The sequence below is a fragment of the Mesorhizobium sp. WSM4976 genome (assembly GCF_029625685.1).
In the GTDB taxonomy this organism is placed as follows: Bacteria; Pseudomonadota; Alphaproteobacteria; order Rhizobiales; family Rhizobiaceae; genus Mesorhizobium.
The window spans coordinates 93,216-109,010 of the sequence record NZ_JARTVT010000016.1; the positions used below are offsets into that span (position 1 = coordinate 93,216).

Sequence of the window (15,795 nt, forward strand, 5' to 3'; positions counted from 1 at the left end):
AGCCTAACCCACGGCTTCCGGAGCGGCAGCCCATTTGCGCAGAATCTGCGCGGTGCGCTCCTCATTGAGGTCGACCATGCGGGCAAGCCGCTCCTGCGGCGCCGGCCGGATCTTCTGGCGCAGATCATCGAGCGGGGTTGCGCCGGCGCGCGCGCCGGGCAGGGGGCCGGCCGGGGTCTCGGCGGTGATCGCGGCGACCGGCGCGTCGGGCGTCGGCAGCGAGCGTTGCACATCGTCGAAGCTCGGGCCGGCGATGGCCGCGGGCTTTGCCGATGCCGTCAGCGCGGCGGCCATCGGCTTCAGGCCGAAGAAGGCAACCAGGAAAACGACGACAATGAAGGCACCGGCATTGATGAGCGTGCCGGTATAGGTGCCGATCGAGGCGAGGATGCCCGGCTGTTCGATCGGCTCACCGTCGAGGCCGTTGATGAACTCGACCGCCGACACATCGATGACGTCGCCGCGCTTGTCGTCGAAGCCGGTCGCCGAGGCCACCATCTTCTGGATATCGGCGACGCGCTTGGCGATCTGCTCCGGCGTGGCGTCCTTGCCGAGGATGGTCTTCAGCCGATCCTGGTTGACGACGACCGCGATCGACATCTTGTTGACCGTGTAGCCGTTGGAGACGGTTGCGATCTTCTTCGAGTTGATCTCGTAATTGGTGATCTCCTCCTTGCGATCGTTCTGCGAGGATGATTGCGGCCCCTCGGTGGTGCTCGTCTGCGTCTCGGGCAGGTTCTGCTCAACGCTGGCCGGGGCCGAGGTTTGTTTCTGGTTGCTGGCCTCGTTGGTCTTCACCGACTGCACCGAACGCTCGACGCGCGAGTTCGGATCGAAGATCGTCTCCTCGGTCTGGCGTGTGTCGGTGTTGACATCGGCCTTGACACTGGCGCGGAAATTGTCTGGGCCAAGATAAGGGGTGAGCGCGCGGCGGATGTTGTCGCCGATCTGCGCCTCCACCGTTTGTTCGACGCCCAGCGTGCGTGCGGCGCTGGTGTTGGAAGGATCGTCGCCGGTGGCCAGCAGATTGCCGTTGGAATCGAGCACGGTGACCTTGTCGGCCGAGAGGCCGGGAACCGCCGCCGCCACCAGATGACGGATCGACATGGCGCTCTTCTCGGCATCGTTGCCGGCGTAGCGGATCACCACCGAAGCGGAAGGCTGCTGCTCGTCGCGACGGAAATTGGCGCGCTCGGACATGACGATATGGACGCGCGCCGCCTTGACGCCGGAAATGGACTGGATAGTGCGCGCGATCTCACCTTCCAGCGCGCGCACACGGGTGATCTGCTGCATAAAGGAGGTCAGGCCGAGCGAGCCGACATTGTCAAACAGCTCGTAGCCGGCATTGGCGCTGGTCGGCAGGCCTTTCTCGGCAAGCAGCATGCGCGCCTGCGCGGTGGTGCCGGCAGGCACCAGCACCGAGGTGCCGTCCGAGCCGACATCGAAGCCGATGCCGGCATCAGCCAGCACCAGGCCGATCTGGTTCACGTCGGAACGATCGAGGCCGACATAGAGGGTCTCATAGGCCGGGCGATTGAGGTAGACAGAGCCGATGCCGATGACGGCCATGACCAGGGCCGCGATGCCGCCCATGAGCGCCAGACGCCTCACGCCGAAGCTCTTGAAATTCGCGATGATGCTCTGGATCTGTTCCGGCACGATTCAACGGCTCCCAGCACGACTGTCGCCGGAAGACTAGACCGTGAAGCTTGTGCGAGGATGATAGGGCACGCTGCCGAGGAACCAGAGAATTACCGAACCGGCGGGTTTTTCGGACCAACAAAAAAGGCCGCGCCCGAAGCGCGGCCTTTCGTTGATCGGGGTGGGTTGGCTTAGCCGTTCTTGAACAGCGACAGGATCGACTGCGAGGAGCTGTTGGCGATAGACAGGGACTGGATGCCGAGCTGCTGCTGGACCTGCAGCGCCTGCAGGCGGGTCGATTCCTTGTTCATGTCGGCATCGACGAGCTGGCCCACGCCGCGATCGATGGAGTCCATCAGGCTCTGCGTGAAGGTCTTCTGCAGGTCGATGGAGCTTTTGGCGGCCCCGAGCACGGTGGCGGCGTCAGTAAGCTGACTCATCACGTGGTCGATCTTGGTGACCATCTGCGTGATGATGTCGTCGGTCACGCCAGCTGCCGTGATGTCGAGATTGAACGCGGAGACATTGTCGATCTTGACGGGCGTGCCCGACACCGCGGCCTGGCCGGCGGTGTTGGCGGCGATGTCGGTGGCGCCGCCGGCGATCGCGGCCGCGTAGGCGGTATCGTACGCCGACTGGTCCGCGGCGGTCGAATAGATCGAGGTCTGACGATCGAGAATGCCCTGATTCTTGACGGCCGTGGAGAGGCCGGAATCGAACAGCTTGGTGCTCTCGACATTGATGTCGATGGTGCCGAGCGAGATGGCGCCGGACGAAGAGCGGTTGAACGAAGAGACGATCTTGGCGTCCGGCTGGACGCCGTCATTGGGGGCTGCCACCTGTGTGGACGTCACCGAAAGATAATTCGAGCCGGAGAAGGTGGCGGCGTCGGCGAAGGATTTCATCTGCGCTTGCAGCGAGGTGATTTCGGTCTGCGTCTTGGCTTTGTTGGCATCCGACTGGCCGACAGCCGACAGAAGCTTGGTCTTGATCTGGCCGATCGTCGAAAGGACGTTGTTCATGCCGGTATAGGCGGTGTCGACCTTCGAGGCGCCGAGGCCGAGCGCGTCCTGCACGGTCGACAGCGCCGAGTTGTCGGAGCGCATCGTGGTGGCGATCGACCAGTACGCGGCGTTGTCGGAGGCCTCGGAGACGCGGTAACCCGTCGAGATCCGGGCTTGCGTCTGCTGGAGCGATTTGTTGGTGGCGTTGAGGCTTTGAAGTGCAGTCAACGCCGCGGCGTTCGTCATGATGCTTGCCAAGAAACTCGCTCCTTCTCAAAAGCCGGCATGCCACAGGCCAGGCTTGACCTGCCATTGATCGCGATCGTGCCAGATTAGGCCGATACGGCAATCTAAGTCATTGGTTAACCATACCTAGCGCGATATGGTTAATGGCCTGTTAAAAACCGGCTTCGGAGGAATTAGGAAACGAGGGTTGCGCGAGCCTTGAGCAAACGCAAATCGGGCCGCGCGTTTTGCGCGGCCCGATGCCTTGTCCTGGTCAGTATAAAGCGATCAGCCGCGGAAGAGCGACAGGATCGACTGCGACGAGCCGTTGGCGATCGACAGCGCCTGGACGCCAAGCTGCTGCTGCACCTGCAGGGCCTGGAGGCGGGTCGATTCCTTGTTCATGTCGGCATCGACGAGCTGGCCGACGCCGCGATCGATGGAGTCCATCAGGCTCGAGGTGAAGGTCTTCTGCAGGTCGATCGAGCTCTTGGCGGCGCCGAGCTTGGTCGCGGCGGTCGTCATGTCCTTCAGAGCCGAGTCGACGACCTTCATCATGTCGGCGATCTGGGTATCGCTGGCAGCGGTGGTGCCGGAGAAGATCGTCATCGTGGCGACCGAATAGGTGTCGCCCGCCGCGGCTGCCGCACCAAGGGTCGGGTTTTGCGCGGTAGCGGTGACAGCGCCGGTCGCACCGACGCGGTCGGCGTCGAGGATGCCCTTCGACACGCCCGCCGCGGTGCCGGCCTCATACAGCTTGATGCTGTCCACGTTGACGTCGATCGTCGAGATCGAAACCGCGCCCGAAGCGTCGCGGTTGAAGGCCGAGACTATCTTGACGTCGGCGGCGCTCGTGGCGGTGGCGCCGCTGTTGACCGACAGCATGTTGGTGCCGGAGAAGGTGGCGCCGTCGGCATAGGCCTTCAGCTGGTCTTGAAGCGCCTTGATTTCAACCTGGGTCTTTTCCTTGGAAGCATCCGTCTGGCCGTAGGACGCGGTCAGCTTCTGCTGGATCTGGTTGATGGTCTTGATCGCGCTGTCCATGCCGGTGTAGGCGGTGTCGACCTTCGAGGCGCCGAGGCCGAGAGCATCCGAAACGGTGGACATGGCCTGGTTGTCGGAGCGCATCGTGGTGGCGATCGACCAGTAAGCGGCGTTGTCGGAAGCCTGCGAGACGCGGTAACCGGTGGAGATGCGGGTCTGGGTGGTCTGGAGCTGGTTCTGGGTGTTGTTGAGGCTCTGCAGCGCGGTCAACGCAGCGCTGTTGGTCATGATACTGGCCATGGTACTCGTACCCTATTTTTTACACGGATTTTTTTGACATACCGGCATGTCCGGTATGACGGTGCGGCATCATGCCAATGATCTGTGAAATCCGATCACCCGCCATCTGCGAGCAATATGCGGGCCAGTCCCTACCAAAGAGCTAAATCGCAGGGTTAATCGAAAATATATTGCCTAAAATTGGAGCGGGTATCCGGCGCCGGCATCTGCGACTTCAGGTGAAGGATCGCACCAGGCTGCCGACCAGAAGGTTCCAGCCGTCGATCAGCACGAAGAACAGAATCTTGAACGGCAGCGACACCACCGTCGGCGGCAGCATCATCATGCCCATGGCCATGGTCACGGTGGCGACGATGAGGTCGATGACGAGGAACGGCAGGACGATGAGAAAGCCGATCTCGAAGCCGCGGCGGATTTCTGAGATCATGAAGGCCGGCACCAGGATGCGCAGGTCGACGGTCTCGCGCGAGACAGTCTGGCCGCGCTCGCGGGCGAGGTCGGCGAAAAGGTCGAAGTCCTTGTCGCGCACATTGTGCAACATGAAGTCGCGAAACGGGCCGGAAATCTTCTCGAACGCCTCGCCTTGTGTGATCTGGTTGTCCATCAGCGGCTTCACGCCGGTGTTCCAGGCCTGGTCGAAGGTCGGCGCCATGACGTAGAAGGTCATGAACAGCGACAGCGAGATCAGGATCAGGTTTGCGGGCGTCGACTGCAGGCCGATGCCGGCCCGCAGGATCGAGAAGGCGATGACGAAGCGGGTGAAGCTCGTCACCATGATGAGCAGGCCCGGCGCCACCGAAAGCACGGTCAGCAGGCCGAACATCTGGATCAGGTAGCCAACGGTCGTGCCGTCGGCCTTGCCGATACCGCCGAGATCGAGCTGCTGGGCCGCGGCGACGGAGGTGGTGACGACGATGAGCGCCGTGGCTATGAGCAACTTTCTCATTCGAGCAGCATCGTCCTGACGAGAATCTGTTTGACGTGGCCGCCGCTGCGCAGCGCCGCGCGCTCATCGAGATCGGCCTTGAGATGCTGGTAGCCGCTGGCGCCTTCGATCTGATGCAGCTTGATCGTGCGCACGAAGGCGAGCAAATCCTGATGGATCTGCTCGGTCACTTCCGGCGCCTGCGGGGCGTCATAGAGCACCGATGCCTCCAGCCGGATCCAGACGTCCGATGGCGAGGCGAGATTGGTGGTAATCGGCGCCAGCTGAACCAGCGTCGGTCCGGCGCCCGCCTTGCCTGCTTCGCCGGGCTTTTCCGCTTTGCCGGCGTTCTCTGGCGCCGCGGGTACCGGCGCCGGCGTTTCACCCTGCTTGAGATAGCCCCCAGAAACCCAGCCCATGCCGATGGCAGCGCCCGTCATGACCAGGAGCATGGCGAGCTGGATCACCAGGGACGGTCCCTTCTTGGGCTGGACCTGCTCGACATTGGCCACGGCAGCGCTCTCCCGGCTCTAGAAAGGAAGAACCTGATCGAGGACCTGCTGGCCATAGGCCGGCTGTTGGACCTCGCTCACGCGGCCACGGCCGCCATAGGAGATGCGCGCCTCGGCGATGCGCTCGTAGGGGATGGTGTTCTCGGCGCCGATGTCGGACGGACGAACCATGCCGGCGATGGTCAGCACGCGAAGCTCGTAATTGACGCGGACCTCCTGCGAGCCCCTGATCAGCAGATTGCCGTTGGGCAGCACCTCCGTCACTACGGCGGCGACGTTGAGCTCGATGTCCTCCGAACGCTTGATCTCGCCGTCGGCATTGGTCTCGGTGCTGGAGCTCAAACCGGCGTCGCCCTTGCCGCTGGTACTCTTGCCGTCCCATCCGAGTGTGACGTCATAGCCGAGCTTGCGCGCGGCGGTGCGGCTGCGATCGTTCTGGTTCTTGAAATTGGCCCTGTCGTTGAGCTTGATGTTGACGGTTAGGATGTCGCCGGCGCGCAGCGCGCGCGGATCGGTGAAGAGTCGGCTCTGGCGGTCGTCCCACAGCGAAAATTTCCTCGGCCGCGGCGCTGGCGGCTCAGGATAGCTGTAAGGACCGGAGGCACCGATACCGGAACCGACGGGTGACATAGCAGGCTCCCGGCCGATCTCCTTGAAATTGGTGCCGCAGCCGGACAACCCCGCAACCGCGACGAGGACAAAGAACTTCAACTTCATGACGGGTCAACCCTTCGCGCCGCGCTGGCCATGATGCCGGTGAGCGTCGCCGCCGCCTTCTGGTCCATTTCATTCAGGATGACGCCGGCCTTGCGCGTATCGAGCTTCATCAAGATGGCCGCCGCGAGCTCGGCATTGACCATCGCCAGCCGCTCGGCGGCGGCGTCCGGCTTCATGCCGGCATAGATCTTGACGACGCCATCCTCGGCGCGCGCCAGGAACACTTCGCGGCGCTTCAGCCACTCTTCATATTCGGCTTTCTTTGCCTCCAGCGCTTTCATGCGCTCGTCGATACGGGCCTGCAGCTGCTTCAATTCCTCCGTCTGCAGGGCGTAGCGGCGGTCGCGTGCGGCATCCGCGATGTTGGAGCAGAAGCGCTGCACCTCGCTTTCGTCAGGCGCTCGTCCGCCTGCAAGTCCGGTTGGCAGGGCCAACGCCGTCTCCTGCGCGAGCTGGGCCGGCTGAGCCGGCGCCTGACCGCCGGGCAATACCTGGCGCACTTCATCCGCGCGGACCGCGCCGCCCGCCAACGCGACGATCGCGCCAACGGCGAGGAGTCCGGTCACGGGGTGAAGCGTTGGGCGACGATGGAGTGTTGGGGAGAGGAGCGCGATCATCGATGTGCCTATTGGAGAACCAGGTCGGCCTGCAGGGCGCCGGCCGACTTGATGCCTTGCAGGATGGCAATGATGCCGTCGGGTTTCACGCCGAGACGGTTGAGGCCGGAGACAAGCGTTTCGAGATCGGGGCCGTCGAGCACGGCGACGCGCGCATTGGGCCGGCTCGCATCGATAGCTGTGGACGGTTCTACCGCGGTCTCACCCCTGGAGAAGGGTTCGGGCTGAACGACCCTAGGCGCTTCGGTGATGCGTACGGTAAGCGTGCCGTGGCTGATCGCCACGCGCGAGATTCTGACATTGTTGCCGATGACGATGGTTCCGGTGCGCTCGTCGATGACGACGCGGGCAGGGGCATCCGACTCGACGACGAGGTTCTCGATCTCGGCATAGAAGCGCGCGGTGGAGACATTGCTCGGCCGCTTGATCTGCACCGTTCGGGCATCGCGCTCGGCGGCGACCCGCATGCCGAAGCGCTGCGAGGTGTAGTCGTTGACGGCATCGGCGATGCGGATGGCGGTCGAGAAATCGGGGTTGCGCAATTGCAGCGTCAGCACGCCCTGGTCGTCGAACTCGGCCGGCACCGCGCGCTCGACAATGGCGCCGTTGGGCACGCGGCCGGCGGTCGGCACGCCCTGAGTGAGTTCCTCGGCCTGACCCTTGGCGGTGAAGCCGCCGACAATCACGGAACCCTGGCCAACGGCGTAGATCTCGCCATCGGCCGCCTTCAGCGGCGTCATCACCAGAGTGCCGCCGGCAAGCGACGTGGCGTCGCCCATTGAGGACACGTCGATGTCGATGCGGGCGCCCGACTGGACGAAGGGCGGCATGTTGGCGGTGACGATGACGGCGGCCACGTTCTTGGCGCGCGCGCTGCCGCCTTCGGTGGCGATCCCGAGATTTTCCAGCATGGCGCGGATCGACTGTTCGGTGAACGGCGAATTGCGCAGGCTGTCGCCGGTGCCGGCAAGGCCGATGACCAGGCCGTAGCCGACGAGCTGGTTGTCGCGCGCGCTTTGCAGCTGTGCGATGTCCTTGATGCGCGCGGCGACCTGGCCGGGCGGCAGGGTGCTTGGTCCGGTGGAAACGCGGAACATGCGCTGGGTCGTCGCCGGATCATATTCCGGATCGTCGTAAACGCCGCCATTTTTCTGCGCCAGCTCGCGCTTGGCCTTGGGCGTCAGGCCATCCGCCAATGCCGGCTGAATGCCGATGGCAGCCGCGAGCAGAAGGACAAAGGCGCGCATCATGAGGCGCCGACCTGGATGGTGCCGTCGGCCATCACCGTGCCGGTGATGATCTTGCCGCTGTCGATGTTGCGGATCTTGATCTGGTCGCCGGCAGCGCCTGGCTGCAGCGTGACGCAGGCGGCCGAAATGGTCAGCGCGCCGGCGGTGAAATAGACCTGCACGGAAGCGCCCTGTTCGACCAGCCAGGCGTCGCGGATAGCGGTGACCGGGATATAGCGGCCGGGCAGAAGCGTGCGCTTGGCGACCTTGCCCTGGAGCTCCTCAGAGCGCGTCGCCATGCCGTCCGGCTTATGCTTGCCGGGTATGAGCGTCACCTGCTTGAGCGAGGCGGGCTCGATGGTCTCACCGGGATAGATGACCCGGTTGGGGATCAGCACGGCCTCGCCGACCGCCTGAGCGGCGGCGATCTGATTCGCCGACTGGCCGGTGGTGTCCTGCGCGAATGCCGGCGCGCCGGCGGCCACCAGGACGGTGGCCAGCATGGCGCAGCGGAGTGCGGGGAAGATCGGCCCGGCCATCATCCGTTACCTGATGTTCTTGGAGACCACCGAGGCCATGTCGTCTGCGGCCTGGATGACCTTGGAGTTCATTTCATAGGCGCGCTGCGCCGAGATCAGCTCGGTAATTTCCTTGACCGGATCGACATTGGAGGATTCGAGGTAACCCTGCTGGATCGTGGCGAAGCCCGGATCGCCTGGCACGCCGACATTGGCCGGACCCGAGGCGGCCGTTTCCTGGAAGAGATTGTCGCCGAGCGGCGCGAGGCCCGCCTCGTTGGCGAAATTGGCGATCTGAAGCTGGCCAAGCAGCTGGAGATTGGTCTGGCCCTGGAGACGGGCAAAGACCTGGCCGGTCTTGTTGACGATCACTTCGACGGCGTCGGTCGGCACGGTGATGGCCGGAATGACCTCGGCGCCGTCGACGGTCACCAGTTGCCCGGTGGCGTTGGTGTTGAAGGCGCCGGCGCGCGAGTAGAGCGTGCCACCGTCGGCGCCCTGGATCTGGAACCAGCCCCTGCCAGTCAGGGCCAGGTCGAAGCTGTTGCCGGTGCTGGCCAGCTCGCCCTGGGTGTGAACGTTGCGCACCGCCGTCGTCTTGACGCCAAGACCGATCGAAACGCCTTCCGGCACCAGCGAGGTGTTGGAACGGTTGGGCACGCCTTGCGTGCGGTCGACCTGGTAGAGCAGGTCGGAGAATTCGGCCCGCGCCCGCTTGTAGCCGGTGGTGTTGATGTTGGCGATGTTGTTGGCGATGACTTCCAGGTTGGTCTGCTGGGCATTCATGCCGGTGGCGGCGATGGCGAGTGCTTTCATGACGCGGTTCCTAGATACTCATGCGACTGATTTCGAGGTAAGCCGAGACGACCTTGTCGCGGATGGCAATGGTCGTCTGCAGCGCCTGCTGGGCGCTCAACACCGCATCGACAACCTGACGGGTGTCGGCGTCGCCCTTGAGCGCCTGTATCGACAGCTGCTCGGCACCCTGCAGCGTGTTGACGGTCTTCGTCGCGGCCTGGCTGAGGACGTCCGCGAAGCTGCTGCCGATGCTTTCGCTGGCCTGCGTTCCGACGCCGCCTTGCAAGAGGTTTGGTGACGCCGACTCAGCTCCGTCGACGGCCGTCTTGAATTGTATTGCCCCGATACCGCCGATCATTACTGGTTCCTCATCAGGTCGATGGTCATGGAAATCAGATCGCGAGCCTGCTTGATGACCTGCAGGTTGGCTTCATAGGAGCGGTTCGCCTCGCTCATGTCGGCCATTTCGACCAATGTGTTGACGTTGGGCATCTTGACGTACCCTTTGGCGTCGGCGGCTTCGTTGCCGGGTTGGAATTCGATCGGGAAATCCGAAGGATCGCGATTGATGCCGCTCACTTCCACCAGCGAGCCGCCGGTCGCGCGGTCGACCTCGGACTGGAAGGTAATCGTCTTGCGGCGATAGGGATCGGCGCCGGGCGTGCTGCCGGTCGACTGGGCGTTGGCGAGGTTTTCCGAGACCACGCGCAGGCGCTCCGACTGAGCACCGAGGCCGGATGCCGCGACTTTGAGGGCTGCTGTGAGGGCATCCATGGTCAGCTCTTCACCACCATGGTCATCATCGAATGGAAGGCCTTCACGATCGCCGTGTTGAGTTCGAAGGAGCGGCGAACCTCGCCGGCCTTCATCAGCTCCTGCTCGAGAACGACGGTGTTCTTCGACGGCATGATCGCGCCGTCAGGATCCTCCGGCTTGACGTTGAAGCCGGCATTGGTGGTCTCAGTGCCAAGATGGCCCGTCTGAGTTGCAGCCAGGGTCACCGCGGTGCGGTCGAGGACCTTTTCGAACGGCTCGACATCGTTGGCCGTATAGCCCGGCGTGTTGGCATTGGCGATGTTGGAGGCAATCGCCGACTGGCGCACGGCCAGCCATTGCGACTGGCGCGTGGCAAGATCGAAAAGATTTACGGGCTCCATGGGAATCTCCCGGACAAGTACGCGCAAGACTAGGCGGCCAGTCTTGCGCGGACCTTGCGCGGGGGCTGGGCGGTACGGCCCGGCTAGGTTACTTCGAGAGCTGGATCACCTTGTCTGTGCTGGTGACGATCACCCACTTGCCGCCGCGCTGCTCGATTGAGGCGACGCGACTCGAATCCGGCAGGACGGAGCCGCGCTGAACGACCCACAGACCCGTGTCGTCCTCGATCATGGCGCGGCCGTTGGCGACATGAACCATCTTGAATTCGGAGGCGACGGCCGGGAAGGGCTGGTCGGCGGGCGGCGGGGCGGGGTCGTCCTGCACGGTTCCGGTCGCGAACAAGTCGATATCGGGATTGGGAACGTCCTTGGCCGTCAGCGGTCCGCTGCGTTGAGCCACAACGCCGCCGCCCTCGCGACCGGAATTGCTGCCGCTGCCGCCGAACTTGATGGCCTGGACGCCGAACTGCTCCTGGTTGAAGAAGATGTACCAGGGAAACAGCGCGCAGATCAGGCCGAGCGTGATGCCCAGCGCGGCGATGACGAAGTCGCTGCGTCGGTCGGCGCTCCTGTCAGCCAGACGGGGGAACTGGACCTTCGGCGGGTCCGGCCACTCGGTCCGGGGGAAAAGCCCCTCGAGCAACGAATCGCGGCTGGCCTCTGCCGGGTCGGCGGTCTTGGCCGGCGATGTCCTCCGTGGATGAGGCCTGTCGGCTCTGCTTAGGAGCGCCGTTGCCTTCTCTGTCCTGGAGCGCGCGGCCTTGTCCCTGGCAATACTCGCCTTTTCAGCCTCGGCCCTTTCCGCCGCCTCGGCCTCTGCGAGCATGTCGCGCAACATGCGCTCCGTGTACTGGAGCTCAGTCTCCTTGATCGCCATTCAGCTTCCCCTTGAGATGGCGGGCGAGATCGGCAAACGGATCGACGGATGCGCGGTCCCTCGGCGATTGCGTGAGTGCCTCATAAATCAGCGGCACTTGGCGCACCGCATTGTCGAGCTCGGTATCGGCGCCGCTTTGGTAAGCGCCCAAAAGACGGATGTCGCGCGTATCCTCGAAGCGCGCGATCATCGATTTCAGCCTCGTCACCAGCACGCGCTGTTCCGGGCTCCAGGCCTTGTCGGCAAGGCGCGAGATGGACGACAGCGGATTGACCGGCGGGTAGCGGCCCTGCTCGGCAAGGGCGCGGTCGAGCACGACATGGCCGTCGAGGATGCCGCGCACCGAGTCGGCGACCGGGTCGTTGTGGTCGTCGCCGTCGACCAGCACGGAAATGATGGCGGTGATCGAGCCTTTTCCCTCGGCGCCGGGGCCGGCACGTTCGAGCAGCTTTGGCAGGTCGGTGAAGACCGAGGCCGGATAGCCGCGCGCGACAGGCGGCTCGCCGGTTCCCGTCGCAACCTCACGCAACGCATGCGCGAAGCGGGTGATGGAATCCAGCACCAGGAGCACGCGATGGCCCTGATCGCGGAAATGCTCGGCGACGCACATGGCCGTATCGGGCGCGCGGCGCCGCATCATGGCGCTTTCGTCGCTGGTGGCGACGACGGCGACGGTCTTGGCCATGCTCTCGGCGCCGATCGTGTCCTCGAGGAACTCGCGCACCTCGCGGCCGCGCTCGCCGATCAGCGCCACGACCACCGTATCGAAGGCCTCGGCGCCGGCGAGCATGGCAAGCAGCGTCGACTTGCCGACGCCGGAACCGGCGAAGATGCCGAGCCGCTGGCCGAAGCAGAGCGGGGTGAAGATATCGATCACCCTGACGCCGGTGAGAAAGCCGGTGCCGACGCGCTGGCGCGACAAGGCACCCGGCGCCGCTCCATGCGTGACATCGGCATTCGGCCGGATCAGCGCAGGTCTCCCGTCAATGGGCCGGGTCAAGGCGTCGATGGCGCGCCCGCGCCAGGAGACATGCGGCGTGACCGCAAGCGGGCCGCGGCGAAAGACGGCGTCGCCGATACCGGCATCGGCGCTGCGCTCGAAAGGCGCGATCACGACCTCGTCACTGCTGATCTTGACGATCTCGCCGCGTCGCGCGCCGGCCTTGCCGCGCTGCTCCACGATGTCGCCGAGCCTGGCGATTCCGGACAGGCCGCGGACCTTGTAATGCGTGGGCGATATCTCGACGACGCGGCCGCCGCGCGACAGCAGCGCCTGCGGATCGTCGAATCGGCGCCACACGCGTTCGAGCGCGGCCAGCCGGTCCGTCCTTCCAGAATCGGCCGGGCTCTCGGAAGCGCGCAACAGGGACGAGCCGGTCGTCATGCCGTCACTTCGAGCCGAGCGTCTTGATCGCGTCATCGGTGGAGGAATCGGTCTGCCGCATCAGCGCCGCCGTGTTCTCGAAGGCGCGCTGGACCTGGATAAGCCGGGTCATTTCCAGCACCGGATTGACGTTCGACTCTTCCAGAAATCCTTGCGCAATGCCGACGTCGGAGCGATCGGTGACTGGTTCGGGCGTGCGCGCCGGAACGATGCCTGAATTGCCATAGCGGACGAAATTCTCGCCGGGATCGAAATTGTAGAGGCCGATGGCGCCCACCAACAGGTCGTTCTGCCTGAGCGAGCCGTCCGCGCCTGCCTTGGGCGGTCCGTTGCGCGGATCGAGCTGGATCGGGGCGCCGCCGCTGTCCAGCACCGGATAGCCTTCGATCGACATCAGCTCGCCGTTCTCGTTCATGGAGAAACGGCCATCGCGCGTCATCACGGTGCCGGCGGGCGTGTCGATGGCGAACCAGGCGTCGCCCTGGACGGCGAAATCGAACGGGTTGCCGGTTTCAGTCAGCGCCCCATGCGCGCCGGAAAGATAGGTCTTGCCGGAGGAGGCGAACGAAACCGACTTTGGCCCTGTGCCGGAGACGACGTCCTCGAACTTCACGCCGGTGGCGCGAAAGCCGATGGTCGAGGCATTGGCGACATTGTCGGCGATGGTGTCGAGACGGCGCTCGAGCGCGATCTGGGAGGAAAGGGCGACGTAAAGACTGTCCTGCATGATCGTCTCAGAACTTCAATTGCTGCATGGCCATCATCAGATCGGTGGAGATGCCGATGGCGGTCGGCTGAGCGAAGAGCACGCTCACCGACGTCACGGCCGTCGAGGTCGGGTTGGCGATCTCGTACATGCTGGTGAAGCGGGTCAGGAACTTGCCGAGCTTCTCTGGGTCGGTGAAATCCTTGATGTCGAGCTTCTGCCCGAACAGCTGCGCCTGCTTGTCGATATCGGCGGTGGCGAAGGAATCAGGCAGACCGAGCGCGGTACGCACCACGCTGGCTAATGCGGTGTCGGCCAGCACGTCGTACCAGCTGGTGATGTCGGGCGCCTTGCGCTGGAAATAGAGCGCCAGCCGGACACCCTCGTTGGTCTGGCCGGCATTCTCTTCCAACGTCTGGCGCAGATACATGTCGACGGTCGGCTGCTGCGCCGCAACGCGAGTGGTGGTCGTGTCGCCGTACTGCGCGAAGTTGAAAGCGGCGGCGAGTCCGGCATAGGCCTTGTTGGTTTGCTGGTTCGCGACGCTGTTGGGATCCTTCACGCCGCCTTGCAGGACGGACTTGATCAGGTCCTTGTCCTCGGTGGCCGAATCCAGCCCGAACGCGGCCAGCGCGTAAGTGTAGAGCCGATTGTTCGACATCAGATCGTCGATCGACTTCACCTTGGTGATGTTGGCGAGATAGTAGGTCGTCTCGCCTTTCACATAGTCCGAGTTCGGATCGAGGCCGGCGATCTCGGCTTGTGTAGCGTAGTTCGCTGTAACCTGCTGCTGTGTCGGGTTGTAGACCGTCGCATTGGCGCCATCGGACGCGAAGTTGAAGGCCGCGACGAACTGGGCGTAGCGCTTGTCGGTCAGTTTGTTGGCGAAGCTGTCGGCGTCGGAGACGCCTTCCTTCAACGCCTTGACCATGAAGGCCTTGGCGTAGTCCATGTCCTCCAGCCCGTAAGCCTTCATGGCGTATTTGAACAGGCGGTCGTTGTTTACGAAATCGTCGATCGTTGTAACCTTGCCGATATTGGCAAGGTAATATTGCGTATCGCGATCAACCGTCGGCTGTTGCTCGACCTGGGTGATCGATTTGCTGATGTCTTTGGCGATCAACTGATAGCTGGTGTAGGTATTGAGCAAGGACACGCCTCCGGCCGAAGCTATCTCCGGACAATAACGCCACTTCCTTGCGCGAAGCTGAATCGCGTCTGCTGCTCTCGATTCAAGCCTCACACAAGGCACGGGGACTATCCCTGATCCACGACGTGACATGCGGAAGGACCTGTCGTGGGCATTCTGATCGGACTTGTGGTGACGCTCGGCTGCGTTCTCGGTGGCTTCATGGCCATGGGCGGCCATCTGCACGTGCTGTTGCAGCCCTGGGAAGCCGTGGTCATCTGCGGCGCTGCGCTCGGCACCTTCCTGGTCGCCAATCCGATGAAGACGGTCAAGGACACGGGCAAGGGCATTCTCGAAGCCTTCAAGCAGGCGGTGCCGAAGGAGCGCGATTATCTTGAGACGCTCGGCGTCCTGCACAGCCTGATGCGCGAGCTGCGATCGAAGTCGCGGAGCGAGGTCGAGGCGCATATCGACAATCCGGAGGAGTCCGCCATCTTCCAGGCTTTCCCGACCGTGCTCAAGAATCGTGACCTGACGAATTTCATCTGCGACTATTGCCGCATCATCATCATCGGCAATGCCCGCTCGCACGAGATCGAGGCACTGATGGATGAAGAGATCCAGACGATCCGCAGCGACAAGCTGAAGGCCTATCATGCGATGGTGGCGGTCGGCGACGGCCTACCGGCGCTGGGCATCGTGGCCGCCGTGCTCGGCGTGGTGAAGGCCATGGGCGCGCTGGACCAGTCGCCGGAGATCCTTGGCGGCCTGATCGGCGCCGCGCTCGTCGGAACCTTTCTCGGCATCTTCCTGTCCTATGCGGTGGTCGGCCCGGTCGCCACCAAGATCAAGACGGTGCGCGAAAAGAAGAACCGCCTCTACATCATCGTCAAGCAGACGCTGCTTGCGTATATGAACGGCGCCTTGCCGCAGGTGGCGATCGAGTTCGGCCGCAAGACCATCTCCTCCTATGAGCGTCCGACGATCGACGCGGTCGAGCAAAGCACCATGAACGCCGGCGCCGCCGAGAAGAAGGCGGCCTGAGCATGCAGCATCCGAGACAGGGCCG

The 15,795-nt window shown here is 63.8% G+C and carries 18 protein-coding genes; 1 reads left to right on the forward strand and 17 read right to left on the reverse strand.

All coding sequences use genetic code 11. The annotated features are described in order from the left end of the window. Positions 1–3: 3 nt before the first annotated feature. The 17 genes from fliF to P9272_RS20275 form a co-directional block, all read right to left on the reverse strand. Positions 4–1,662 (reverse strand): flagellar basal-body MS-ring/collar protein FliF, encoded by a 1,659-nt coding sequence (fliF, locus tag P9272_RS20195; protein WP_128256018.1) that lies wholly within the window; start codon positions 1,660–1,662, stop codon positions 4–6. A gap of 173 nt (positions 1,663–1,835) precedes the next feature. After that, positions 1,836–2,906 carry a flagellin gene (locus tag P9272_RS20200; protein WP_278161904.1) on the reverse strand — a complete coding sequence of 357 codons (1,071 nt, stop codon included), beginning with the start codon at positions 2,904–2,906 and terminating at the stop codon, positions 1,836–1,838. Between the two features lie 255 nt (positions 2,907–3,161). Then, on the reverse strand, positions 3,162–4,157 hold the full coding sequence (locus P9272_RS20205) for a flagellin (protein WP_128256016.1): 996 nt from the start codon (positions 4,155–4,157) through the stop codon (positions 3,162–3,164). Positions 4,158–4,371: 214 nt separating this feature from the next. Then, the gene (fliP, locus tag P9272_RS20210; protein ID WP_140632294.1) at positions 4,372–5,103 is read right to left on the reverse strand and encodes a flagellar type III secretion system pore protein FliP; all 732 of its coding nucleotides are present in this window, start codon (positions 5,101–5,103) and stop codon (positions 4,372–4,374) included. Next, positions 5,100–5,594, reverse strand: a complete 495-nt coding sequence (locus P9272_RS20215) for a flagellar basal body-associated FliL family protein (protein WP_278161905.1) — start codon at positions 5,592–5,594, stop codon at positions 5,100–5,102. Before P9272_RS20215 ends, fliP begins: the two co-directional genes overlap by 4 nt. Before the next feature lie 18 nt (positions 5,595–5,612). After that, positions 5,613–6,311 carry a flagellar basal body L-ring protein FlgH gene (gene flgH / locus P9272_RS20220; RefSeq protein WP_278161906.1) on the reverse strand — a complete coding sequence of 233 codons (699 nt, stop codon included), beginning with the start codon at positions 6,309–6,311 and terminating at the stop codon, positions 5,613–5,615. Then, the gene (locus P9272_RS20225) at positions 6,308–6,928 is read right to left on the reverse strand and encodes a MotE family protein (RefSeq protein WP_278161907.1); all 621 of its coding nucleotides are present in this window, start codon (positions 6,926–6,928) and stop codon (positions 6,308–6,310) included. Before P9272_RS20225 ends, flgH begins: the two co-directional genes overlap by 4 nt. Positions 6,929–6,936: 8 nt before the next feature. Beyond that, a complete protein-coding gene (locus tag P9272_RS20230; RefSeq protein WP_278161962.1) occupies positions 6,937–8,025 on the reverse strand; it encodes a flagellar basal body P-ring protein FlgI in 1,089 nt (362 codons plus the stop codon). Positions 8,026–8,174: 149 nt separating this feature from the next. Next, positions 8,175–8,696, reverse strand: coding sequence for a flagellar basal body P-ring formation chaperone FlgA (flgA, locus tag P9272_RS20235; RefSeq protein WP_278161908.1), 522 nt, complete (start codon positions 8,694–8,696; stop codon positions 8,175–8,177). 6 nt (positions 8,697–8,702) lie between these two features. After that, positions 8,703–9,491, reverse strand: a complete 789-nt coding sequence (gene flgG, locus P9272_RS20240) for a flagellar basal-body rod protein FlgG (RefSeq protein WP_112126591.1) — start codon at positions 9,489–9,491, stop codon at positions 8,703–8,705. 10 nt (positions 9,492–9,501) lie between these two features. After that, positions 9,502–9,831 carry a flagellar hook-basal body complex protein FliE gene (locus tag P9272_RS20245; protein ID WP_278161909.1) on the reverse strand — a complete coding sequence of 110 codons (330 nt, stop codon included), beginning with the start codon at positions 9,829–9,831 and terminating at the stop codon, positions 9,502–9,504. Continuing rightward, positions 9,831–10,247, reverse strand: coding sequence for a flagellar basal body rod protein FlgC (gene flgC / locus P9272_RS20250; protein ID WP_042640471.1), 417 nt, complete (start codon positions 10,245–10,247; stop codon positions 9,831–9,833). The genes P9272_RS20245 and flgC overlap by 1 nt, the downstream gene beginning before the upstream one ends. A 2-nt stretch (positions 10,248–10,249) precedes the next feature. Further along, positions 10,250–10,630 carry a flagellar basal body rod protein FlgB gene (gene flgB / locus P9272_RS20255; RefSeq protein ID WP_278161910.1) on the reverse strand — a complete coding sequence of 127 codons (381 nt, stop codon included), beginning with the start codon at positions 10,628–10,630 and terminating at the stop codon, positions 10,250–10,252. A gap of 88 nt (positions 10,631–10,718) precedes the next feature. Continuing rightward, positions 10,719–11,507, reverse strand: a complete 789-nt coding sequence (locus tag P9272_RS20260; protein ID WP_278161911.1) for a hypothetical protein — start codon at positions 11,505–11,507, stop codon at positions 10,719–10,721. Further along, positions 11,488–12,891 carry a flagellar protein export ATPase FliI gene (fliI, locus tag P9272_RS20265; RefSeq protein WP_278161912.1) on the reverse strand — a complete coding sequence of 468 codons (1,404 nt, stop codon included), beginning with the start codon at positions 12,889–12,891 and terminating at the stop codon, positions 11,488–11,490. The genes P9272_RS20260 and fliI overlap by 20 nt, the downstream gene beginning before the upstream one ends. A 4-nt stretch (positions 12,892–12,895) precedes the next feature. Further along, entirely contained in the window at positions 12,896–13,618 is a 723-nt protein-coding gene (gene flgF / locus P9272_RS20270) for a flagellar basal-body rod protein FlgF (RefSeq protein ID WP_128256005.1), read from the reverse strand. Between the two features lie 7 nt (positions 13,619–13,625). After that, positions 13,626–14,747, reverse strand: coding sequence for a DUF1217 domain-containing protein (locus tag P9272_RS20275; protein ID WP_278161913.1), 1,122 nt, complete (start codon positions 14,745–14,747; stop codon positions 13,626–13,628). Between the two features lie 147 nt (positions 14,748–14,894). Here P9272_RS20275 and motA point away from each other — a divergent pair, with 147 nt between their 5' ends. Then, a complete protein-coding gene (motA, locus tag P9272_RS20280) occupies positions 14,895–15,770 on the forward strand; it encodes a flagellar motor stator protein MotA (protein ID WP_278161914.1) in 876 nt (291 codons plus the stop codon). Positions 15,771–15,795 lie beyond the last annotated feature (25 nt).